Genomic DNA, 21,680 nt, shown 5'->3' on the forward strand with positions numbered 1-21,680 from the left:
TGGGCGCTCCACCCGCACGACGAAAGCGGTTTCGTTAAGAAAAGTTAATGCCGCTCAAGCCATGCCGAAGTCGGCTGTCGGGCGATGGCGCAGCAGATCACCGCTGCGCTGTTTCCCACTCAGGGTGAACCCAGGGCACATCATTGGACCGCGCCAATGGATCAAGCCCCAGCAACAGATCCGAAACTTTCTCACCCACCATGATCGACGGCGCATTGAGATTGCCATTGGTGATGCGCGGAAAGATCGAACTGTCCGCCACACGCAGCCCCTCCACCCCGATCACCCGCGCCTGCGGATCAACCACCGCCATCGGATCATCCGCCGCGCCCATCTTGCAGGTGCCGCAAGGGTGATAGGCGCTCTCGGCGTGTTCTGCGATGAAACTGTCAAGCTCCGCATCCGTTTGCATCTCCGCACCGGGCTGGATTTCATGTTTCACAAAGGGCTTGAATGCATCCTGCGCAAAAATCTCGCGGGTCAAACGAATGCAGGTGCGGAAATCCTCCCAATCTTCGGGATGGGACATATAGTTGAACCGGATCACCGGATCATCCGCCGGATTGCCGGACCGCAGGGTCACTGCCCCCCGCGACTTGGACCGCATCGGTCCGGTATGGGCCTGAAACCCATGCCCCTCTGCCGCGGCCTGCCCGTCATAGCGCACGGCGATGGGCAGGAAATGATACTGGATATCCGGATAGGGCACCCCGGCCTTGGACCGTACAAAGGCCGCGCTTTCAAACTGGTTGGATGCGCCCATGCCGGTCTTGGTAAACAGCCACTGCGCCCCGATCACCGCCTTGGACAGGACGTTCCAGTGTTTATACAGCGTGATCGGCTGCGATGCGGCCATCTGGATATAAAGCTCCAGATGGTCCTGCAGGTTCTGCCCCACACCGGCGCGGTCCGCGACCACCTCGATGCCATGCTCGGCCAGATGCGCGGCAGGTCCAATGCCCGACAACATCAACAGCTTTGGCGAATTGATCGAGGAAGCTGCCAAAACCACCTCACGCTCGGCGCCGATGACCTCGGTCTTGCCGCCGCGCAGCACCTCAACGCCGATGGCGCGGCCATCCTCAATCACCACACGCTGCGCCAGGGCGCGGATCAACTCGACATTGCCGGTGCGCTGCGCAGGCCGCAAATAGGCATTGGCCGCCGACCAGCGCCGCCCGTTCCACACGGTCTGCTCCATCGGACCAAAGCCCTCTTGCTTTTCCCCGTTGTAATCATCCGTGGCCTCATAGCCGGCCTGCTTGCCAGCCTTCACAAAAGCCTCGAACAACGGGTTCTTGCGCGGCCCCCGGCTCACATGCAACGGTCCATCGGTGCCGCGCCAACCGGCATCGCCGCCATGACCGCCATCATGCCAGCTTTCCATCCGTTTGAAATACGGCAAAACATCCGCATAGGCCCAGCCCTGCGCGCCGCTTTCCTCCCAATGGTCATAATCCATCGCATGACCGCGCACATAAACCATGCCGTTGATCGAGGACGATCCACCAATCACCTTGCCGCGCGGACAGGCCAACTGGCGGTTGTTCAAATGCGGCTCCGGCTCTGACCTGTAGCCCCAGTCATACCGTTTCATATTCATCGGATAGCTGAGCGCCGCAGGCATCTGGATGAACGGGCCTGCATCGGTGCCGCCATGTTCAATCACGATCACCTTCCGCCCCGCCATCGCCAAACGATACGCCATGGCACAGCCGGCACTGCCCGCTCCAACGATTACAAATTCCGCCTTCATATCTACCTCTTCGTGATTCCGCGCAGGGTCAAGGAGGCGCAAAGCGCCCCAAGCTGTGCTTGGCTTGTCCTTGACGCTGCGGGGAATCGCACCGCCATGATTGAACCGGTGTCTTGAGCCACAGACCTGTGGCGCAAGCACCTCTCAGCAAATTCCAGAACCGCCGCAAATCAAAACCGCCGGTCCTGATCCGGGCTCACGTTCCCTCAAGCGCCAAAAATGAAACGCGCGTCAGCGCTCCTTTTGGCGGCGCCCTAAAAGGGCGCCTCCACGTCATCCATACGCACGAACACCGATTTCAACTCGCTGTAGTGCGCGATCGCGGCTTTGGAGTTCTCCCGCCCCACACCGGAGTTTTTCGAGCCACCAAAAGGCGCCTCGACCGGCGCGTCGTTATAGCTATTGATAAAGCAGGTGCCCGCCTCGAACCGCGCCGCAACGCGGTGCGCACGGGTCAGATCTTTGGTAAAAACCCCCGCCGCCAGGCCAAACTCGGTGTCATTGGCCCGCGCCATCACCTCATCTTCGTCCTCAAAATCCAGCACCGCCATCACCGGGCCAAAAATTTCTTCGCGGGCGATCACCATGTCATCGGTCACATCGGCAAACACCGTCGGCTGCATGTAAAAGCCTTCGCGGTCAATCTGCGCCCCGCCCGTGACCAGCCGCGCGCCTTCAGCCTTGCCCTTTTCGACATAGCCCAACACGATGTTCATCTGTCGCTCTGACACCATCGGGCCAAAGCTGGTTTCAGGGTCCATCGGATCACCGATCACCGCATTGCCCAGACGTTCCGTCAGACGGGCCAGAAACTTTTCCTTAATCGCCTTGTGCACGAACACCCGCGTCCCGTTGGAACAGACCTGACCGGAGCTGTAGAAATTGCCCAGGATCGCCCCGCCAACCGCGTTCTCGATATCGGCATCCTCAAAGATGATCAGTGGGGATTTGCCGCCCAGTTCCATTGTCACATGTTTGATGCCTTCCGCAGCGGCAGCATACACCTTCCGCCCCGTCGGCACGGAACCGGTCAGCGACACCTTGTCGACCCGCGGATCAGTGACCAGCGCACTGCCCACCTCGCCCATGCCTTGCACCACGTTGTAAATGCCCGCAGGCAGACCCGCCTCGTGCAGGATTTCCGCCACCTTGAGCGCACAAAGCGGCGTGGTCTCGGAGGGTTTGAAGATCATCGCATTGCCGCAGGCCAGCGCCGGTGCGCCCTTCCAGCAGGCAATCTGCGTCGGATAATTCCACGCGCCAATGCCCACACAAACCCCCAAAGCCTCGCGGCGGGTATAGACCCAGTTCTCGCCCAACTGGATATGCTCGCCGGTCAGGGTGGCCGCCATGCCGCCGAAGTATTCCAGCGCATCGGCCCCGCTGGTGGCATCCACCACCGAGGTTTCCTGATAGGGTTTGCCGGTGTCATAGGTCTCCAGCACGCTCAGATCGTGATTGCGCTCGCGCATGATCTGCTCGGCCCGGCGCAGAATGCGCCCGCGCTCTGTCCCGCTCATCGCGGCCCATGCCGCCTGGGCGCTTCGTGCCGATTCAATCGCCTGTTCGACAATGGCAGGGGTCGCGGCATAGACCGTCGCAATCTTTTCCCCCGTTGCGGGATAAATCACATCAATCGGCGTGCCGTTTGTGTCTTCGACATAGGCGCCATTGATAAAATGGCTGGCCTTGGGTTGTGTGTCATAGGGCATGGGTTAACTTTCTGCCTCCGGCGGGAGTTTAGGGGCCAAATGAAGGGTCATTCACCGCGCGGGAAGCGCTTGTTTTCTTCCAGCACGTTGAGGTCCATGTGATTACGCATGTATTGTTCGGACGCCTTGCGGAGCGGCTGGTAATCCCATGGATAATACCCCCCCTCGCGCAGCGCCTCATAGACCACCCAGCGGCGGGCCTGGCTTTTGCGCACATCGGCGTCATAGGCCTCCAGATCCCAACGGGCATCCGCCTTGGCCCGCAGCGAATTCAACGTGCCCTGATGATCAGGATGATCCGCCAGATTGGTCAGCTCATGGGGGTCCGTCTCCAGATCGAACAATTGATCTGGGTCCAGCGCACAGCGATTGTATTTCCACTTGCCATAGCGCAGCGAAACCATCGGCGCATAGCTGGCCTCGGCCGCATATTCCATCGCCACTGGCTCGGTCCGCTCTACCCCTTGGCCCATCGGCACCAGAGACTGGCCGGTGGTCCATGCCATCACCTCGTCCATGCTGACGCCAGCGAGATCACATAGGGTCGGGCAGACGTCGATGTTGCTGACAGCGGTGGTTTGCAGGCCCGGCTCCATCTGCGGGGCCGAAATCATCATCGGCACGCGCGATGATCCTTCAAGGAAAGACATCTTGAACCAAAGCCCCCGCTCGCCCAGCATGTCGCCATGGTCGGATACAAACAGGATGATCGCCTCTTGCCGCGTGTCTTCCAGCGTTTTCAGGATCTCGCCAATCTTGTCATCAAGATAGCTGATGTTGGCAAAATAGGCCCGCCGCGACCGGCGGATGTCTTCTTCCTTGATGTCAAAGCTGCGCCAGTCGTTCGCGTCAAAGATGCGCTGCGAATGCGGATCGTGATCCTCATAGGCCATCGCGGGCACTTCAGGCAGCAGATGTTCGCAATCCTCGTAAAGATCCCAGTACTTCTTACGTGCCACATAGGGGTCATGCGGATGGGTAAAGCTGGCCGTCAGGCACCATGGCCGCCCGTCCTCACCGCGCGACAGATCATAAAGCTTGCGCACCGCGTTGTAGGCAACATCATCGTCATATTCCATCTGGTTGGAAATCTCGGCGACCCCGGCCCCGGTGACAGAGCCCATGTTGTGATACCACCAGTCAATCCGTTCCCCCGGCTTGCGGTAATCGGGGGTCCAGCCAAAATCGGCGGGGTAGATATCGGTAGTCAGGCGCTCCTCGAACCCGTGCAACTGGTCTGGCCCGACAAAATGCATCTTGCCCGACAAGCAGGTGTGATAGCCCGCCCGGCGCAGGTGGTGCGCGTAGGTCGGGATCGATGAACAGAACTCGGCGGCGTTGTCATAAACGCCAGTATCGCTTGGCAACTGGCCCGACATAAACGCCGCCCGGCCCGGCGCACACAGGGGCGAGGCCGTATAGGCATTGGCAAACCGGGTCGACCGCGCCGCCAGCGCCTTGAGATTTGGCGCATGCAGGAAATCCGCCGGACCATCGGGAAAGAATGTGCCGTTGAGCTGATCCACCATCAGGATCAGAATATTTGGTTGTGTCATCTAGGTGCCTTAAGCAAGAGATCGAGTGTTGTAAGGGCTGATTTGAGCGCCGCCTTGGCGGTGCCGGAGTGCGACAGCGCCGCACGAAGATAGAGACCATCAATCAAGGCCGCTATCGTATCTGCATCCGCTTCGGGACGGGGGGATGCGCCGCGCAGGGCATGGGTCAGGTTGGACCGCAACCGGCGCTGGTAGATCCGCAAAAGCCGCTGGGTGCCACTGCTGGTACGCGATGAGGCATAAAGTGTCATCCAGGCTGACACCGTTTCAGGTGCAAAACAGGTTTCGTCAAAGCTGGCGATGATAATTGCCGCCGCCCGGTCGCGGGGGGTTTCGGCCTGCGACAGATGGTGCAGAACCTGCGCTTTGTATTCTTCAAGGATATGGGTCATCGCGGCGAGGAAGATCTGATCCTTGCCGCCAAAATAGTGGTGTGCCAGCGCCGTGGACATGCCTGCCCGCTTGGCAATTTGCCCCACGGTGACGTCCAGCGAATGCGCCGCGCCAATCTCGGCGATTGTGGCCTGTACCAGCGCCGAGCGCCGAATGGGCTGCATTCCTACTTTTGGCATGACGGATTCTATCCTTTGGCGTTACCGCGTCAGGATAGTTCGATCTTTATTGACCCGTCAATCAAGAAAAGTCAGAGCTTGGTCGCATTCGCATTCGGAGTGATCTGCCGTTTCAGCATTGCCTCGCGCCAGGTGATGAATGTAACCGATCCCAGAATGACAAAACCGCCTACGATGACCCAGATATCCACCGGCTCGTTAAAGGCCAAAACCCCAAGGGACGTGGCCCAAAGCAGCTGCAAAAACGTGATAGGCTGGGTCACGGTCACGGGCGCGGCAGCAAAGGCCAGCGTCATCGAATAATGCCCCGCCGTGGCAAACACCGCGACCGCCGTGAGAATCAAAACCTCGCGCAATGTGGGCATGACCCAAACCGGCAAGGCAAAAGGGGCCAGCGCCAGCGTGACAAAGATCGACAGCATGGCCACCACCACCGCAGGCCGCACTTCATCGGCCAGCACCTTGGCCAAAAGGTAAGATCCGGCAAAAACCACCGCGGCAAACAGCATCGCAAGATGGCCCAGACTGACCTCGCGAAATCCCGGACGCAGGATGATTGCCGCGCCCATCAACCCCAGACACACCGCCGCAATCCGCCGCGCCGCCAGCTTTTCCCCCAGAAACACCGCAGCCCCCAACGTGACATAGATCGGGGCGAGGTAATTCATCGCCGTGACCTCTGCGATGGGGATGCGGGTCATGGCGTAGAACCACAAGATCACGCCCAGCGCATGACAAAACCCGCGCAGCCCGAACAAGGACCATTGGCGCCGGCTGAGATTGGTTTTCCGCAAAGCCCCCAATGCAGGCAGCAGGAACACCAGCCCGATGGCATAGCGCAGAAATGCCGATTCCGCCGCAGGCAGGCGCGGGCCCATATATTTGACCAGGGCCGTGACGGCGATGAAAAAAAGCCCCGTGACCAACATCCAAAGAATACCGGTAAGCGGGCGTTGAGGTGTAGCAGTAACCATGGCGCGACAGTTTCTCAACGCGCCGTAAAGGGCAAGGTCACATCAACAATAGTTTTGCCGCAATGCCCCACATCGTTGCCGCGATCAGCCCGTCAAGAATGCGCCAACTGAGCGGGATCGCAAACAGCGGGCCAAGAAGGCGTGCGCCATATCCCAACGAAAAGAAGAAACAAAAGCTGGCGAGCGTGGCACCGATGCCAAAGGCCAGCCTGTCGGGATACTGCGCCGAGATCGAACCGATCAAAACAACGGTATCGAGATAGACATGCGGGTTCAGCCACGTCAGGGCCAGAACCGTCAGCAGTGATTTGTATAATGACCCTGCGCCCTGCCCGTCTGCCTCAAGTGCCACGCCGCCCCGCCACGCCGCGCGGGCATTGAGGTAGCCATACCAGATCAGGAAGGCCGCGCCGCCATAGCGCATGACGGTCTCAAACCACGGCCACGCTTCTGCCAATGCGCCAAAGCCTGCAACCCCGCCCGCGATCAAAATGGCGTCCGACAGGGCACAGGTCAGGCAAACCCAGAACACATGCACACGGCGCAGCCCTTGCCGCAGCACAAAGGCGTTCTGTGCGCCAATCGCCAGAATGAGGGTCAGGCTCAGGGCAAAGCCGGGAAGGAAAGAAGTCAGCACATGCGCAGTCCTTTTGCAGGTCTGGCGTTTGACTACAGCGCCCGTGCAGATTAGACAAATTAAAGATACTAAGCTTGAATTAGGAAAACTGATGCCTCTCGACCCCACGCACCTGGCCGCCCTATCCGCCATCCTAAGGCTTGGCAGTTTTGACGCGGCAGCAGGGGCGCTTGGGGTCACACCATCGGCGGTGTCGCAACGTCTCAAGGCGCTGGAAGAACAGGTCGGCGCCACATTGGTGCACCGCAGCCAACCCTGCCGCGCCACCACGCTGGGTGCCCGACTGGCCAAACATGCCGAAGATGTCGCTTTGCTGGAGGCGCAGGCACTCGGGCAAACCTCTGCGCCGCGCCCAAGGCTGCGCCTTGCGGTGCCGGCCGATGCATTGGCCACCTGGATGATACCGGCCTTGGCAGCGGTGCCGGATTTGCTGTTTGACGTGGTGATCGACGATCAGGACACTGCGGATGATTGGCTGCGCCGCGGTGCGGTCAGTGCAGCCATCACCGGACATGACCGCGCCGCGCCCGGCTGTGACCTGCTGCCGCTTGGCGCCATGCGATACATCGCGACGGCCAGCCCGCAATTCATGCGCAGCCATTTTGCAAAGGGCGTCAATGCCGGCAGCCTCTCCCAAGCACCGATGATGGTGTTCAACAGCAAAGACCAGTTGCAGTCGCGCTGGATCACGCAGGTGACGGACAAACGCCTGCACCCGCCCAGCCATCACCTTCCCTCCACCCACGGATTTGTCGATGCGGCCCTCGCGGGCATGGGGTGGGGCATGAATCCAGAGCCACTGGTACGGACACATCTGGCCCATGGCAGCCTTGTGGCGTTGGTCAAAAGCGCACCGCTTGACGTGCCGCTTTATTGGCAATGTGCGCGGGTGATGGCGCCTGCCCTCGCGCCACTCACCCGCGCAATCGAGAACGCGGCACGCGGCCACCTGCATCCCACCGCAGGTTGATTGCAACAAAACGGACACAATTCGGTGAATTTGGTTGCGTCTCTCTGGCGAAATGGCGCCGCCGCACCTATCTGCTGCTCATAAGCAAAGGAAGACAGATGAACGATTTTCAAAACAAGCTGGATCTTAACCAGTCGCAATTAGAGGTGATCGAGGCCGCGTTGCATACGCAGTCCAAGATCCTGAACGTACAGGCCAGCACCGGCAGCCGCGCCGCGCGCACAAAACTGAACGAAGTCAAAACCGTTCTGGCCCAGATTGCCCAAGCCAAAACCCCCGAACCAATGAAGCCGTGCGCACGCATCGGCAGTGGTTGGCTCGGAATGTCGCGCATCTTCGGATAAGAACGCGCTGGCCATTGGCCTTCCACCGCCCCTGCGGGGGCGGTTTTTTAGTGCCTAAATCCCAACTTCCTGGCCACCCAATTTACGCCGCCAGCCACGCCTCCGCCGCCGCAGCGCCATCAAGCGGAAACGCCTTGATCGTCAAACCCGGCATCAACGCGCCCTCGACCTCGGCCGCCGTGCGAATCCAACCCGCATCAGTCAGCACCGCACATTTGTCGTATTTGCCCAGCAGGCCAAACATCTTGGGCAGCATGGTCAATTCAACGCCCAAAGCTTCCAGCGTCGGCAGTGCAAATTCCGGTATCGTATAAAGCATCCTGCCGCCCGAGACCCCTTCGGACATCGACAACAGATCCTCCAGACCTTTGCGCATCATATCTGCATCCAGTGAGCCGCGCAGTTCGATATCAACGCGGTTGTCCGACGGTTTGGTGATGGTGAGCATGGTATCCTCCTATGCAATGCCCCAAGTATCGCACAACGCCGGAGGAGCGTCTTTGATCGGGGTCAAACCCGGCAGAGATCAGCAAAGACCCGCCACAAAAAAACCGGCCCAAGTGGGCCGGCTTCAAAAACTGTTCCGATGGATGCAGATCAGAGCTGCGACATGACCTCATCAGAGGCTTCAAAGTTGGTTGTCACCCGCTGCACGTCGTCATCGTCTTCAAGCGCATCGACCAGCTTCATCAGCTTTTCCATGCTTTCCAGATCCATTTCCGTGGTGGTGGTTGGACGCCAGACCAGTTTGGTCGATTCAGATTCGCCCAGTTCCGCTTCCAGCGCGGTTGCCACTTCATTGAGATCCGTGTCCGCGCAATAGATCACATGCCCGTCCTCAGAGCTTTCCACGTCTTCCGCGCCTGCCTCGATCGCGGCCATCATCACGGTGTCATTGTCACCCACTTCGGCGGGATAGGTCACTTCGCCTTTGCGATCGAACATGAACCCGACGCTGCCGGTCTCGCCCAGATTGCCGCCGTTCTTGGTAAAGGTCGAGCGCACGGTAGAGGCGGTGCGGTTGCGGTTGTCTGTCATCGCCTCGACGATCACGGCAACGCCGTTTGGACCGTAACCCTCGTAACGGATTTCTTCGTAATCCTCGCCCTCGCCGCCCTGAGACTTCTTGATCGCGCGTTCGATCACGTCCTTTGGCACCGACTGCGACTTGGCCTCTTTGACAGCCATCCGCAAACGGGGGTTCTTTTCAGGGTCGGGGTCGCCCATTTTGGCAGCGACCGTGATCTCCTTGGCCAGTTTGGAGAACAATTTGGAGCGCTGCGCGTCCTGACGCCCTTTGCGGTGTTGAATATTTGCCCATTTGGAGTGGCCGGCCATGGATACCTCATAACTTGGATGATCGCGTTGCCACTCTATAGGGCAGCCCACCGCCCAAGGGCAATCCCCCCTGCCGATTGCCCCTTGCGCTGGCGCATCAGGCGCGGTGTCATGGGGGCAAACACCATGTGAGGCCGTGATGAGTACCGATCAGATTATCCTGTTTTGCCTGTTTGGCGCTGTCTTTGGCCTGCTGCTTTGGGGGCGGTTTCGATATGACATCGTGGCCTTTTCGGCACTGATGGTCGGTGTGGTTCTGGGCGTCGTGCCAACAAAGAACGCTTTTGACGGGTTTGGCCATCCCGCCACTTTGGTGGTGGCGCTTGTGCTTGTGGTCTCCGCCGGTTTGGTGCGCTCGGGCGCGGTGCTGTTGATCACCCGCACCTTGGTCGATGCCTCGCGGTCTTTGGGGGCACATATCACCCTGATGGGCGCGGTGGGCGGTATCCTGTCGGCCTTTATGAACAACGTGGCTGCGCTGGCGCTGCTGATGCCCGTGGACATCCAAACCGCCCGCAAGGCCGGACGCCAACCGGGGCTGAGCCTGATGCCGCTCAGCTTTGCCACGATTCTTGGCGGTATGGTTACGTTGATCGGAACACCGCCCAACATTATCATCGCCTCGATCCGGCAGGATGCCTTGGGAGAGCCCTTCAGGATGTTTGATTTTGCCCCCGTGGGCGGGGTCGCCGCGATTGCCGGTTTGATCTTTGTGGCGCTCATCGGCTGGCGGCTGATCCCTGCCCGCGATGATGCCAGCATTGGCGAAAGCGATCTGGCGCAATACATCGCCGAACTGACCGTGCCGGAGGGCAGCAAACACATCGGCAAACGTCTGGCCGAACTGACTGAGATCGCCGAAAAATCGGATGTCGCGATCCTTGGATTGATCCGTGATGGCAAGCGCCGATATGGGCAGGCCCGCAACGTCGCGCTGAATGCCGGGGATGCTTTGGTGCTGGAAGCGGCCCCCGATGCCCTCGACGAATTTCGCAGCACGCTGGATCTGGCCCTGTCCGACACGGACCGCGAAGAACGCTTGAAAGCTGGCGGAGAAGGCGTTGAAATCATTGAAGTTGTGGTGCAGGAAAACTCCCGCCTGAACGGGCGCACCGCACAGGCCGTGGGGCTGGCGTGGCGGCAACGCACGATCCTGCTGGGCATCTCAAGACAGGGGCGCAAGATCACCTCGCATCTGCGCGGCACACAGCTCCGGACCGGGGATATCCTGCTGCTGTTGGTGCCCCGAGACACCGCCGCCCATGTCACGGATTGGCTGGGCGTGCTGCCGCTTGCAGATCGCGGATTGGCCGTCACCGAAAACTCAAAGGTCTGGCTTGCCATCGGGCTGTTCGCCGCTGCCGTGGCCGCCGCCAGCGTGGGACTGATCTATTTGCCCATCGCGCTGGGACTGGTGGTGGTGGCCTATGTTCTGGCCAAGATCGTGCCGCTGTCCGAACTTTACACCCATATCGAATGGCCGGTTGTGGTGCTGTTGGGGTCGATGATCCCGCTGGGCGCTGCTTTGGAAACATCGGGCGGCACCGAATTGATCGCGGGCGCCCTTGTCGGTCTGACCGAAGGCATGGCGCCATGGATTGTGCTGACGGTTCTGATGGTGGTGACGATGACCCTCTCGGACGTGCTTAACAACACCGCCACCACAATCGTTGCAGCCCCCGTCGGTATCCAGATGGCGCAGACCCTCGGGGTGTCGCCGGACCCGTTTTTGATGGCAGTTGCGGTTGCGGCGTCGTCAGCATTCCTCACGCCCATCGGCCATAAAAACAACACGCTGATCCTTGGGCCGGGCGGCTATTCCTTTGGGGATTATTGGCGCATGGGCCTGCCGCTTGAGATCATTGTCGTTGCGGTCTCCATCCCAGCGATCCTGGTGTTCTGGCCGCTGTAGGCTACGGGCGCGGTCCTGACCTCACACCACCAAAATGCTTGTTTTTCAGTCTGATGCGTTCCTAATGGCCGGAGACAAAGGAGAAAACCATGGATATCCTGATCAACGTCGTGCTGCCACTGTCACTGGCGATCATCATGCTGAGCCTCGGCATCGGCCTGAGCATTGCTGATTTTGCCCGCGTGGCGCAAAGGCCCAAAGCGTTTTCCATCGGTGCGATCAGCCAGGTGGTAATGTTGCCCATAGTCGCCTATGCCTGCGTGCGGGCCTTCGGGCTGAGCGGAGAACTGGCAGTTGGCCTGATGCTCTTGTCCCTCTGCCCCGGCGGCGTGACCTCCAATATGGTCAGCAAACTGGCCCGCGGCGATGTGGCCCTCTCGGTGTCTTTGACGGCTGTCGTATCCTTGTTGTCGATCCTGACGGTGCCGGTTCTGGCGGCCTGGGCGGTGCAGCATTTCATGGGCGATGCCGCGCCGGATGTATCCGTGACCACGCTGGCCTTTGCGATGTTCCTGATCACCACCCTGCCCGTGGGCATTGGCGTTGCCATCCGGCACGCTGCGCCAAGCTTTGCAGACCGGATTGATGGCGGCCTGTCCTTGCTGGCCACAGTCCTGTTTGTCCTGATTGTCGTCGCCGCCTTGGCCGGAAACTGGGCGCTTTTTGTCGAAAACCTGCCCCGGCTCGGACCCGCTTTGATCACGTTGAACGTGGTTCTAATGGCGCTGGGTCTGGCGCTGGCCGCACTTGCCGGGTTGGCATGGCAAGCGCGCAAAACCATTTCCATCGAAACAGGCATCCAGAACGCCACATTGGGCATCACCCTCGCCGCGATCATCTCGGGCCAGTCCGAAGGGTTCAGTACCATGGCGCTGCCCTCCGCCGTGTATGGGATCACCATGTATCTGGTGGCATTGCCGTTTGTCGCATGGTTCCGCAACCGCTAACCCGACAGCGCCCTACCAGAACAGCGGTATCACCGCGCTGGCCAACAGTGACATCGACAGGTTCAGCGGGATACCAATGCGCATAAAGTCGGTGAACCGATAGCCCCCCGGCCCATAGACCAGCGTATTGGTCTGGTAGCCAATTGGCGTGGCAAACGCACAAGAGGCCGCAATCATCACCGCCACAACCAAGGGCCGCGCGTCAATGCCCAGCGCCGCGGCAAGGCTGATGGCAATCGGTGTCATGATCACTGCCACCGCGTTGTTCGACACGATCTCGGTCAAGATAGTGGTCAACAGGAACACGCAGAAAATCACCACGGTCAGCGGCAGCGTGCTGAGCACGGGTGCGATGTTATCCACCAAAAGCGAGATGGCGCCGGAGTTTTGCAAGCCTGCCCCCACCGCAAGCATGGAAAAGATCAACGCCAATAACCGCCCGTCCACGAAGGAAAACGCCTCTTCGGCGTCGATGCAGCCGGTGACCAGAACCAAGGCCACCGCCAACACAGCCAGCAACAAGATCGGCGCAACATTCAGGGCCGCTAGGGTCACGATCCCGATCAACGCAGCAATCGCAATTGGCGCATGGCCGCGACGATAGGCCCGCGCCGACGGCTGGCTGACATCGACCATATCCATATCCGCCGCCAGCCGCTGAATATCCTCCGCTGCGCCTTCCAGCAGCAGGGTATCGCCCACCTTGACGATCAAATCATCAAGTTGCCGCCCGATGTTCTGGTTCCGGCGATGCACCGCCAGAGGGTAGACGCCATAACGCCGCCGGAGCCGCATACTGCCCAAGGTTCGCCCCACCATCCGGCAACCGGGTGTGATGAGAACCTCGACTGTGGTGGTCTCGACCGCGGACAGCTGATCCACACGCTTCAGTTCCTTATTGGCCTGAAGGCTCAACAGTTCGGTCATCTGGGTGCGCAAGACCACACGGTCCCCGACCTGAAGTGCGACCCCCTGAAGGTTGCGCCGCAAGGAGGTGTCGCCGCGCACAACATCGATCAGGCGCACGCCCTCGCGCTTGAATAACTGCACGTCCAGCACTTCGCGGCCGATCAGGTTGCTTTCGGGCGGGATCACCGCCTCCGTGAAGAATTTCATCTTGGACCGGTCCGACAACATATTGGCCATGCTGTCGCGATCCGGCAGCAATTTGCGCCCGATGGTGGACATGTAGATCAAGCCCCAGGCACAGACGACAAGACCAATTGGCATGATCTCGAAAATGCCAAACGGCTCCATCCCCTGCGCCCGCGCGACCCCGTCAACCAGCAGGTTGGTGGAGGTGCCAAGCAGCGTCAGAGAGCCGCCCATGATCGCCGCATAGCTCAGCGGAATCAAAAGTTTGGACGCCTTGGTGCCCAAGGTTTTGCTGAGCTGTACAACAACCGGGATCATCACCACCACCACCGGCGTGTTGTTCATGATCGCAGAGGCCCCCATCACCGACAGGATCACCCCCACCACCGCCAAACGCGGATTGCTGCGGGCGTATCGCTCGGCCAGACGGGTCAGGACATCCAAAGCCCCGGTACGCACCAGCGCCCCCATGACGATGAACATCGCCGCAATGGTCCAGGGCGCCGGGTTGGACAGCACCGCCCGCGCGTCCTCATAGGGCAAGACCCCCATCGCCAGAAGGCTCGCGGCACCGGTCAGCGCGACGACCTCCGTCGGAAGGGTTTCACGCAGAAACAGGATAAACATGATCACCACAACCGCGAGCGTCAGAACGGCGCTGCCGGTTTGGGAAAGGCTAAAAAGCTGCATAGGTCAGGCCCATCCGCCAAAAAAGAGTGACGCCAAGTGTCGCCTGTCCGCGCATCCGCCGCAAGGGCACCTTTGACGCAATCAAAGGTGCAAAGGGGGCCAGCCACCACCGCCGCTGCGCGGCGCTCCCGCCGGAGGTTTTCCGACCAGATAAAGCTGAGTGCCGCTTTTTTTCATTTTGCCCTTAAACCTCTGGGCTCCGGGGCAAAGCGCCGGGTGTTCTCCTCGCACATGGGGCGGAATTAGGGGGCGCTGGTTTGCAACGAACCGCCATCGCGCACCGGAACGATGCGGGTGGCGCGGCCCGTGCGGTCGTCGGTTTCGATATAGACACCAGACAGCGTTGCCTCGGCATTGGCCGGTGTGAACCGTTCCTTGGGCATGCCCGTGATAAACCGCCGCATGGGTTCGGTTTTCTCCATGCCGATCACCGAATGATAGTCGCCGCACATGCCGGCATCGGTCAAATAACCCGTGCCGCGCGGCAGGATCATCGCATCGGCTGTGGGCACATGGGTATGGGTGCCCACGACCAGCGAGGCACGTCCGTCACACCAATGCCCCATGGCCATTTTCTCCGAGGTTGCCTCGCAGTGAATATCGACGATGATCGCTGAGGCCAGCCCGCCCAGTGGATGGGTTTTCAGCACAGTATCCAGTGCCGAAAACGGATCATCAAAGGGCCGTTTCATAAACACCTGCCCCAATGCCTGTGTGACCAGCACCTTGCGCCCGTTCTTGGATGTAAACAGCCGTGCGCCTTTGCCCGGCGCGGATTTGGAAAAGTTCAGCGGCCGGATGATGCGCGGCTCTTGTTCGATAAAAGACAGCATGTCCTTTTGGTCAAACGCATGATCGCCCAACGTCAGGCAATCCGCCCCCGCCTCAAGCAGCAGTTTGGCATGCGCGCCGGACAGCCCCATGCCGCCGGTTGCGTTTTCGCCGTTGACCACGATGAAGTCGAGTTTCCACTCGGTCCGCAGACGGCCCAGATTTTCCGTGATGGCACGGCGCCCCGCGCGGCCCATCACATCGCCAAGAAAGAGTATTTTCATGGCATCAACCGGTACGCGGACACGGGCCGAACAGCAAGTCAAACCTGAGGGCAAAACCCGTGGTTCAACCGCCGCGCGGAATATCGATGATGCCCTGTTCGGTCACTATCAGATCGAGCGGCTGGTCCGTCGGCTCTAGCGGGACATCTGCGTCTTCCTGCCCGGCAAAGGCAAAGCCGATGGCCATGGTTGGCCGTTTGGCCCGCAGCATTTCCAGTGTCCGGTCGTAGAAGCCGCCGCCGTAGCCCAGCCGGCCGCCATTCCTGTTGAACGCCAGGAGCGGCACAATCAGGATCTCAGGTTCAAAGAATTCCGGATCGGCGGGGATCATCGCGCCAAAGGCACCGCTGACCATCTGCGTGTCCGGGGTCCAGGCCGCGAATTTGAGCGGTGTTGCCGCCGCCTCAATCACCGGAACGCCCACGGGGCCATGGGCGCAAGCCTCTGCCATAGCCGGGGTCGGGTCAATCTCGGTGCGGATTGGCATGAAGCCGGACAAAGGCACGCCGCGATAGCCTGCCAGAACCTCGCTCAGATAGCCCGCCTGCGCCGCATTCGCGTTTTCAAACAACGGCTTGCGACGGGCGAAAGCCGCCTTGCGGGCCGCGTCCTTGATCGCTGCAAGATCGGTCATAGCAGCACCGCCGCCGCGAGGCCGAGAAAGGCGAAGAAACCGACGACATCTGTCACCGTGGTCACAAAGGCGCCCGAAGCCAGCGCCGGATCCACGCCGATGCGCTCAAGCAAGATCGGGATACCGGTGCCTGCCAATCCAGCCACCACCATATTGATCACCATCGCCACCGCGATCACATAGCCCAGTGCAGGCGAGCCGAACCAGATAATCCCCACAACGCCCATAATCAGCGCAAAGATCAACCCGTTCACCAGCCCCACCAGACATTCGCGCCGGATCACCCGCCAGACGTTGGAGCCGGTCAAATCCTTGGTGGCAATGGCCCGCACGGCCACAGTCAGACTTTGGGTGCCGGCATTACCGCCCATGGAGGCCACGATGGGCATCAACACCGCCAGCGCCACGATCTGTGCAATGGCCGCCTCGAACTGGGAAATCACCATGGAGGCTGCAATCGCCGTCACAAGGTTCACCGCAAGCCAAGGCAGACGTTGCTTGGTGGTCTCTACCACGCGGTCGGACAGCGACCCCTCGCCCACGCCGGCCAGACGCAGGATGTCTTCCTCGTGTTCTTCATCCAATACCGCCATGGCGTCATCAATGGTGATCACACCAATCAGCCGCCCCTCGTCATCGACCACCGGCGCCGAGATGAGGTGATACTGGTTAAACGCATAGGCCACGTCGCCCTCATCGCGCATCGCGGGGATGATCTGAAAGGTCTCTTCAAGGATGTCGCGCAAGGGCGTTGCGCGTTTCGACCGCATCAGCTTGCCCAGCGTTACATTGCCAACCGGATGCAACCGCGGATCGACCATCACGATGTGATAAAACTGATCCGGCAGATCTTCTTCTGCCGTGTTGCGCAGGTGGTCAATTGCCTGCCCGACGGTCCAGTGTTCGGGGGCCATGACCACCTCGCGCTGCATCAAGCGGCCAGCGGAATATTCAGGCCAGTTCAGCGCCTGTTCTACCGCAACCCTATCGGCGTCTTCGAGCACCTCAAGGATCGCCTCTTGCTGATCATCCTCAAGGTCTTCGATCAGGTCGACAACATCGTCGCTGTCCATATCCCGCACGGCCTGGCTCAGCACTTGCGGGGTCAGAACGGCGATCACTTCCTCACGGATAGATTCGTCCAGTTCCGACAGGATCTCGCCGTCAAATTCACGATCATAAAGCCGGACAAGGCGGCTCCGGTCGAAAGCATTGATCTGTTCGAGAAGGTCAGCAATATCCGCCGCATGAAGCGGTTCCATCAGTTCGGTCAGCTTTTCGCGGTCGTCGATATCCACCGCATAGAGCACCGAAGCGACGGTTTTCGGCTCCAGCTTGTAAGCCTGACGCTCCGCATCCTCGCCAGTGGCCAGTTCCAGGTCTTCGATCTGTTCCGACATAGCGTGGTCCTCCGTTTGAGGGCGACCATAGGCAAGCGTATGGGGGGTTTCAATGCCACTTGAGACGGCTTTGCGATTGTCCCCGACCTCTGCGGGGCTTAGGGTTGGAGCATGACAAAGCAGACCCTCATTCTTGGCCCCGTGCTCCGCTATACGGGTGATCCACTGCGTGGCCCCTGGCAGGATGCCGTAAGCGTTGACAGCGCGGGCGGGGTTTTGATCAAGGATGGATGGATCATTGAGGTCGGCTCTGGCGCGGCACTGCAAGAGGCGCATCCGCAGGCCGATCTTCACCACTATAACAGCGATCATCTGATTGCGCCGGGGTTTGTCGATGCGCATGTGCATTACCCGCAGACCGCGATCATCGCCTCATGGGGTAAGCGGCTGATTGATTGGCTGAATTCCTACACATTTCCTGAGGAAATGCGCCTGTCGGATCCTGAATATGCCCATCAGATCGCCGGGCGTTATCTGGATCTGACGCTGGCCCATGGCACCACCACGGCGGCGTCCTATTGCACCATTCACCCCCATTCTGCCGATGCCTTGTTTGAGGCGGCAGCGGCGCGCGGGCAACGGATTGTTGCCGGGAAAACCTGTATGGATCGCAACGCGCCCGACGGCCTGCGCGACACGGCGCAGTCGGCATATGATGACAGCAAAGCCTTGATCGACAAGTGGCATGGCACGGGCCGCGCCGGATATGCCATCACGCCGCGGTTTTCGCCCACATCCACGCCCGATCAACTGGCCGCGTTGGGGGCTTTGTGGGCGGAGTATCCGGACTGTCTGATGCAGACCCATTTGAGCGAACAGACAGATGAGATCGCTTGGGTGAAAGAGCTTTTCCCGCAGGCCCGCGATTATCTTGATACCTATGAAGCCCATGGATTGTTGGGGGAACGCGGGCTTTATGGCCATGCGATCCATCTGGAGCCGCGGGAGATTGACCGCCTCAAGGACTGCGGTGCGGCACTGGTGCACTGCCCTACGTCGAATACGTTTATCGGCTCGGGCCTGTTTGACATGGCCGGATTGACGGCGCGCGGCATTCCGGTTGGCCTTGCCACGGACACCGGCGGCGGATCGTCATTTTCGATGCTGCGCACCATGGCGGCGGCTTACGAAGTGGGCCAATTGCGCGGCACGCCCCTGCATGCGGCACAGTTGATCTGGTTGGCCACCGCCGGTTCGGCCCGCAGTCTGCATATCGGCGACAAGATCGGCAGCCTGACCAAGGGGATGGAGGCTGATTTGACGGTTCTCAACCTCAGTTCGACCCCTGCCATTGCACAGCGCGCAGATCAGGCCAGCGATATTTGGGAAAGCCTCTTTGCCACCATCATGATGGGCGATGATCGCGCGATTGCGGATGTCTGGATCAACGGGCAGAAACGCCCCTAAGGTCAAAGCGCTAACAAGGTGCGGCCAAAACCATCACCCATAGGTGCCCCGGCCCCCGTGCCACGCCGATCTCGCGCAACTCTGGCCGGATCATATTGGCAAGATGGCCCGGGCTTTCTGCCCAATCCTGCATCACCTGGTTCAGGCTGCGTTGCCCTTTGGCGATGTTTTCGGCCACCAGACACCATTGGTAGCCTTGCGCCGTGACACGTTGTCCAACCGTTGAACCATCTCGGCCTTCATGGGCAAAATATTTCCGCTGTGCCATATCAATAGCATGCAACAAGGCCGCATTCTCCAAAGAAAGTGCGTAGGTCATTGGTGCGTGGCCCTGCGCAATGCGCAGCTCATTGACCGGGCGCAGAACCGCCGGGTCGGCCAGGGCCGGCATCCCAATAGCCATCGCAAGCACCATCAATAGTGATCTCATACTGCCTCCGCCAATTCACGTGCCATTCTGTTGTGACGTGAAATGGTTGCCTCAAGGTTAATGGTTTGCACATGCCCGTCCCGCACAATCTGCCGGCCTTCGACAAAAAGGTCACGCACCGTGGTCGGCCCCGCCAGCAACAGTGCGGCCGGATCCCAACTGCCAGCACTGGCCAGCCCCTGCACATCCCAGACCGCGATATCGGCGCGTTTGCCAATCTCCAGCCGTCCGCAATCAGGCCGCCCCAGAATATCAGCGCCGCCGCGCGTGGCGATCTCAAGCGCCTCGCGCGCGCTCATGGCATCTGCACCCTGCGCCACCCGTTGCAGCAGCATCGCCGTCCGCGCCTCTGCCACCAGATTGCCCGCATCATTGCTGGCCGATCCATCGACCCCCAAGCCAACCGGCACCCCTGCATCGCGCAGCGCCCGCACCGGCGCGATGCCAGATCCGAGCCGGCAATTGGAACAGGGACAATGGGCGATCCCCGTGCCCGTTTGGGCAAAAAGCGCAATTTCAGCGGTGTCCAGTTTCACGCAATGGGCGTGCCAAACGTCACGGCCAACCCAGCCCAGATCTTGCACGTATTCTCCGGGGCGACAGCCGAACTGTTCCAGGGAATAGGCAATATCTTCTTCGTTTTCAGCCAGATGGGTGTGCATCATCACACCTTTGTCACGCGCGAGAACCGCGGTGTTGCGCATCAGATCGCGGCTGACGGAGAACGGCGAACAGGGTGCCAGCGCCACCCGACACATGGAGCCCTCCGCAGGGTCGTGGAAGGCATCGACCAACCGAACACAATCGTCGAGAATGGAATCCTCGTCCTCAACCAGTGCATCAGGTGGCAAACCACCATCACTTTCCCCGATACTCATCGAGCCGCGCGTGGGCTGGAACCGCAGGCCAAGCTCTGCCGCAGCATGGATCGTGTCCTCTAGCCGAACACCGTTGGGATAGAGATAAAGATGATCAGAACTCAGCGTGCATCCCGACAGCGCCAGTTCCGCCAACCCGATCTGCGCCGAAGCAAACATATGATCCGGCGTCATCCGCGACCAGATTGGATAAAGCGTCTGAAGCCAGCCAAATAGCAGCGCGTCCTGCCCCCCCGGCACAGCGCGGGTCAGGTTCTGGTATAAATGGTGATGGGTGTTCACCAGCCCCGGAGTGACCACACAGCCCGAGACATCCACCACCTCCGCCCCGCCGGAAAGGCCCTGCCCGATCTCGGTGATCACACCGCCCTTGAGCCGGATATCGGCTGAGGACAACTCGCGCCGCGCGTCATCCATCGTCAGGATCGTTAGGGCATTTTTCAAAAGGATTTCGGACATGGCTCACCCGTCTTTCGGCAAACCTGTCTCAGATCATGTGCGCATCGGGTGGAAAACAGGCTGAAGAACCGGATGCAGGGGGAACCTAGCCTGCAGTTGACCGCTTGGTCAATAATCTTTCAGGATGGCCAAAGCCTCGGCATGGATTTCGGCATTCGCCGCGGCAATCGCGCGGCCACCATCATGGGCTGGTCCGCCTTGCCAATCCGTGACGACCCCGCCAGCCGCCTGCACCACGGCAATCGGCGCCTGAATGTCATAAGAGTTCAGCCCTGCCTCGATCACCAGATCCACCTGCCCCGCCGCCAAAAGCGCATAGGCGTAACAGTCCATCCCATAGCGCGTCAGCCGGGCCTGCGCCGCGACTGCGTGAAATCCGGCTTGATCTGCCGCCGAACCAACCTCGGGGAAAGTCGTAAAGACCACCGCCTCGGACAGAGGTTTCGGCGCGCGCGTCTGCATCGGTCCCATCCCATGCGGGCCGGCAAAGACCGCCCCGTCCGGCGCACCTTCAAAGCGCTCTCCAATATAGGGCTGGTCGATGATGCCAAAAAACGGCCCCTGCCCATCCGACACGGCGATCAATACGCCCCATGTGGGCGTGCCGCTGACAAAACCACGGGTGCCGTCAATCGGGTCCAACACCCAAGTCAGGCCAGATGTCCCTTGGGATGCCCCGTATTCCTCGCCCAGAATACCATCGCCGGGGCGTTCGCGCGCCAAAATATCGCGCATCGCACGCTCTGCGGCGCGGTCCGCTTCGGTCACGGGGTCATAGCCGCCATGAAGCTTGTTGTCGGCGGTCAATGCAGCATTGCGGAAATACGGCAATATTACCGCGCGTGCTGCATCTGCCATCAGATGCGCCACGCGGCGAATGTCACTGTCAAAATCTGTGGATCTGGTCATGGCAC

20 protein-coding genes are annotated in these 21,680 nt (G+C 60.2%); 5 read left to right on the forward strand and 15 right to left on the reverse strand.

The genetic code is table 11. From position 1 onward, the window contains the following. Positions 1 to 97 precede the first annotated feature (97 nt). From betA to JNX03_RS07850, 6 genes are all read right to left on the reverse strand, one after another. The gene (gene betA, locus JNX03_RS07825) at positions 98 to 1,756 is read right to left on the reverse strand and encodes a choline dehydrogenase (protein WP_203211823.1); all 1,659 of its coding nucleotides are present in this window, start codon (positions 1,754 to 1,756) and stop codon (positions 98 to 100) included. A gap of 254 nt (positions 1,757 to 2,010) precedes the next feature. Beyond that, the gene (betB, locus tag JNX03_RS07830; RefSeq protein WP_203211824.1) at positions 2,011 to 3,468 is read right to left on the reverse strand and encodes a betaine-aldehyde dehydrogenase; all 1,458 of its coding nucleotides are present in this window, start codon (positions 3,466 to 3,468) and stop codon (positions 2,011 to 2,013) included. A 47-nt stretch (positions 3,469 to 3,515) separates the two neighbouring features. Next, positions 3,516 to 5,024 carry a choline-sulfatase gene (gene betC, locus JNX03_RS07835; RefSeq protein ID WP_203211825.1) on the reverse strand — a complete coding sequence of 503 codons (1,509 nt, stop codon included), beginning with the start codon at positions 5,022 to 5,024 and terminating at the stop codon, positions 3,516 to 3,518. Then, the gene (betI, locus tag JNX03_RS07840) at positions 5,021 to 5,596 is read right to left on the reverse strand and encodes a choline-binding transcriptional repressor BetI (protein WP_203211826.1); all 576 of its coding nucleotides are present in this window, start codon (positions 5,594 to 5,596) and stop codon (positions 5,021 to 5,023) included. Before betI ends, betC begins: the two co-directional genes overlap by 4 nt. A 71-nt stretch (positions 5,597 to 5,667) precedes the next feature. Beyond that, positions 5,668 to 6,570, reverse strand: coding sequence for a DMT family transporter (locus tag JNX03_RS07845; protein ID WP_203211827.1), 903 nt, complete (start codon positions 6,568 to 6,570; stop codon positions 5,668 to 5,670). A gap of 37 nt (positions 6,571 to 6,607) precedes the next feature. Beyond that, positions 6,608 to 7,207: a LysE/ArgO family amino acid transporter gene (locus JNX03_RS07850; protein WP_231024288.1), complete on the reverse strand. Its 600-nt coding sequence runs from the start codon at positions 7,205 to 7,207 to the stop codon at positions 6,608 to 6,610. 91 nt (positions 7,208 to 7,298) lie between these two features. On the opposite strand from JNX03_RS07850, the gene JNX03_RS07855 reads away from it, so the two are divergent. Continuing rightward, a complete protein-coding gene (locus JNX03_RS07855; protein WP_203211828.1) occupies positions 7,299 to 8,177 on the forward strand; it encodes a LysR family transcriptional regulator ArgP in 879 nt (292 codons plus the stop codon). A 98-nt stretch (positions 8,178 to 8,275) separates the two neighbouring features. Further along, positions 8,276 to 8,521: a hypothetical protein gene (locus JNX03_RS07860; RefSeq protein ID WP_203212181.1), complete on the forward strand. Its 246-nt coding sequence runs from the start codon at positions 8,276 to 8,278 to the stop codon at positions 8,519 to 8,521. An 82-nt stretch (positions 8,522 to 8,603) separates the two neighbouring features. On the opposite strand, the gene JNX03_RS07865 is transcribed toward JNX03_RS07860, so the two are convergent. Together JNX03_RS07865 and JNX03_RS07870 are read right to left on the reverse strand one after the other, a co-directional pair. After that, on the reverse strand, positions 8,604 to 8,969 hold the full coding sequence (locus JNX03_RS07865; protein ID WP_203211829.1) for an STAS/SEC14 domain-containing protein: 366 nt from the start codon (positions 8,967 to 8,969) through the stop codon (positions 8,604 to 8,606). Between the two features lie 149 nt (positions 8,970 to 9,118). Further along, the gene (locus JNX03_RS07870) at positions 9,119 to 9,859 is read right to left on the reverse strand and encodes a YebC/PmpR family DNA-binding transcriptional regulator (RefSeq protein WP_203211830.1); all 741 of its coding nucleotides are present in this window, start codon (positions 9,857 to 9,859) and stop codon (positions 9,119 to 9,121) included. A 139-nt stretch (positions 9,860 to 9,998) separates the two neighbouring features. Here JNX03_RS07870 and JNX03_RS07875 point away from each other — a divergent pair, with 139 nt between their 5' ends. Continuing rightward, the gene (locus tag JNX03_RS07875) at positions 9,999 to 11,771 is read left to right on the forward strand and encodes an SLC13 family permease (RefSeq protein ID WP_203211831.1); all 1,773 of its coding nucleotides are present in this window, start codon (positions 9,999 to 10,001) and stop codon (positions 11,769 to 11,771) included. A gap of 89 nt (positions 11,772 to 11,860) precedes the next feature. Continuing rightward, entirely contained in the window at positions 11,861 to 12,718 is an 858-nt protein-coding gene (locus tag JNX03_RS07880) for a bile acid:sodium symporter family protein (RefSeq protein ID WP_203211832.1), read from the forward strand. A gap of 12 nt (positions 12,719 to 12,730) precedes the next feature. Here JNX03_RS07880 and JNX03_RS07885 read toward each other — a convergent pair whose 3' ends face one another. The 4 genes from JNX03_RS07885 to mgtE all read right to left on the reverse strand — a co-directional run bounded on the left by JNX03_RS07885 (position 12,731) and on the right by mgtE (position 17,592). Further along, positions 12,731 to 14,503, reverse strand: a complete 1,773-nt coding sequence (locus JNX03_RS07885) for an SLC13 family permease (protein ID WP_203211833.1) — start codon at positions 14,501 to 14,503, stop codon at positions 12,731 to 12,733. 242 nt (positions 14,504 to 14,745) lie between these two features. Next, a complete protein-coding gene (locus JNX03_RS07890) occupies positions 14,746 to 15,558 on the reverse strand; it encodes a TIGR00282 family metallophosphoesterase (RefSeq protein WP_203211834.1) in 813 nt (270 codons plus the stop codon). A 64-nt stretch (positions 15,559 to 15,622) separates the two neighbouring features. Further along, positions 15,623 to 16,192 (reverse strand): 5-formyltetrahydrofolate cyclo-ligase, encoded by a 570-nt coding sequence (locus JNX03_RS07895; RefSeq protein ID WP_203211835.1) that lies wholly within the window; start codon positions 16,190 to 16,192, stop codon positions 15,623 to 15,625. After that, a complete protein-coding gene (gene mgtE, locus JNX03_RS07900) occupies positions 16,189 to 17,592 on the reverse strand; it encodes a magnesium transporter (protein WP_203211836.1) in 1,404 nt (467 codons plus the stop codon). The genes JNX03_RS07895 and mgtE overlap by 4 nt, the downstream gene beginning before the upstream one ends. Before the next feature lie 111 nt (positions 17,593 to 17,703). Here mgtE and guaD point away from each other — a divergent pair, with 111 nt between their 5' ends. Beyond that, positions 17,704 to 18,999, forward strand: coding sequence for a guanine deaminase (guaD, locus tag JNX03_RS07905; protein ID WP_203211837.1), 1,296 nt, complete (start codon positions 17,704 to 17,706; stop codon positions 18,997 to 18,999). 10 nt (positions 19,000 to 19,009) lie between these two features. On the opposite strand, the gene JNX03_RS07910 is transcribed toward guaD, so the two are convergent. The 3 genes from JNX03_RS07910 to hisN form a co-directional block, all read right to left on the reverse strand. Beyond that, positions 19,010 to 19,429 (reverse strand): CAP domain-containing protein, encoded by a 420-nt coding sequence (locus tag JNX03_RS07910; protein WP_203211838.1) that lies wholly within the window; start codon positions 19,427 to 19,429, stop codon positions 19,010 to 19,012. Further along, the gene (locus tag JNX03_RS07915) at positions 19,426 to 20,766 is read right to left on the reverse strand and encodes an 8-oxoguanine deaminase (protein WP_203211839.1); all 1,341 of its coding nucleotides are present in this window, start codon (positions 20,764 to 20,766) and stop codon (positions 19,426 to 19,428) included. The genes JNX03_RS07910 and JNX03_RS07915 overlap by 4 nt, the downstream gene beginning before the upstream one ends. 108 nt (positions 20,767 to 20,874) lie before the next feature. Continuing rightward, positions 20,875 to 21,675, reverse strand: coding sequence for a histidinol-phosphatase (gene hisN, locus JNX03_RS07920; RefSeq protein WP_203211840.1), 801 nt, complete (start codon positions 21,673 to 21,675; stop codon positions 20,875 to 20,877). Between the last annotated feature and the right edge of the window lie 5 nt (positions 21,676 to 21,680).

This window comes from Sulfitobacter mediterraneus (genome assembly GCF_016801775.1).
GTDB lineage: Bacteria > Pseudomonadota > Alphaproteobacteria > Rhodobacterales > Rhodobacteraceae > Sulfitobacter > Sulfitobacter mediterraneus_A.

Coding starts and splice junctions, on each gene's coding strand:
- betA (WP_203211823.1), bottom strand. CDS start 1,756: ATGAAGGCGGAATTTGTAATCGTTGGAGCGGGCAGTGCCGGCTGTGCC.
- betB (WP_203211824.1), bottom strand. CDS start 3,468: ATGCCCTATGACACACAACCCAAGGCCAGCCATTTTATCAATGGCGCC.
- betC (WP_203211825.1), bottom strand. CDS start 5,024: ATGACACAACCAAATATTCTGATCCTGATGGTGGATCAGCTCAACGGC.
- betI (WP_203211826.1), bottom strand. CDS start 5,596: ATGCCAAAAGTAGGAATGCAGCCCATTCGGCGCTCGGCGCTGGTACAG.
- JNX03_RS07845 (WP_203211827.1), bottom strand. CDS start 6,570: ATGGTTACTGCTACACCTCAACGCCCGCTTACCGGTATTCTTTGGATG.
- JNX03_RS07855 (WP_203211828.1), top strand. CDS start 7,299: ATGCCTCTCGACCCCACGCACCTGGCCGCCCTATCCGCCATCCTAAGG.
- JNX03_RS07860 (WP_203212181.1), top strand. CDS start 8,276: ATGAACGATTTTCAAAACAAGCTGGATCTTAACCAGTCGCAATTAGAG.
- JNX03_RS07865 (WP_203211829.1), bottom strand. CDS start 8,969: ATGCTCACCATCACCAAACCGTCGGACAACCGCGTTGATATCGAACTG.
- JNX03_RS07870 (WP_203211830.1), bottom strand. CDS start 9,859: ATGGCCGGCCACTCCAAATGGGCAAATATTCAACACCGCAAAGGGCGT.
- JNX03_RS07875 (WP_203211831.1), top strand. CDS start 9,999: ATGAGTACCGATCAGATTATCCTGTTTTGCCTGTTTGGCGCTGTCTTT.
- JNX03_RS07880 (WP_203211832.1), top strand. CDS start 11,861: ATGGATATCCTGATCAACGTCGTGCTGCCACTGTCACTGGCGATCATC.
- JNX03_RS07885 (WP_203211833.1), bottom strand. CDS start 14,503: ATGCAGCTTTTTAGCCTTTCCCAAACCGGCAGCGCCGTTCTGACGCTC.
- JNX03_RS07890 (WP_203211834.1), bottom strand. CDS start 15,558: ATGAAAATACTCTTTCTTGGCGATGTGATGGGCCGCGCGGGGCGCCGT.
- JNX03_RS07895 (WP_203211835.1), bottom strand. CDS start 16,192: ATGACCGATCTTGCAGCGATCAAGGACGCGGCCCGCAAGGCGGCTTTC.
- mgtE (WP_203211836.1), bottom strand. CDS start 17,592: ATGTCGGAACAGATCGAAGACCTGGAACTGGCCACTGGCGAGGATGCG.
- guaD (WP_203211837.1), top strand. CDS start 17,704: ATGACAAAGCAGACCCTCATTCTTGGCCCCGTGCTCCGCTATACGGGT.
- JNX03_RS07910 (WP_203211838.1), bottom strand. CDS start 19,429: ATGAGATCACTATTGATGGTGCTTGCGATGGCTATTGGGATGCCGGCC.
- JNX03_RS07915 (WP_203211839.1), bottom strand. CDS start 20,766: ATGTCCGAAATCCTTTTGAAAAATGCCCTAACGATCCTGACGATGGAT.
- hisN (WP_203211840.1), bottom strand. CDS start 21,675: ATGACCAGATCCACAGATTTTGACAGTGACATTCGCCGCGTGGCGCAT.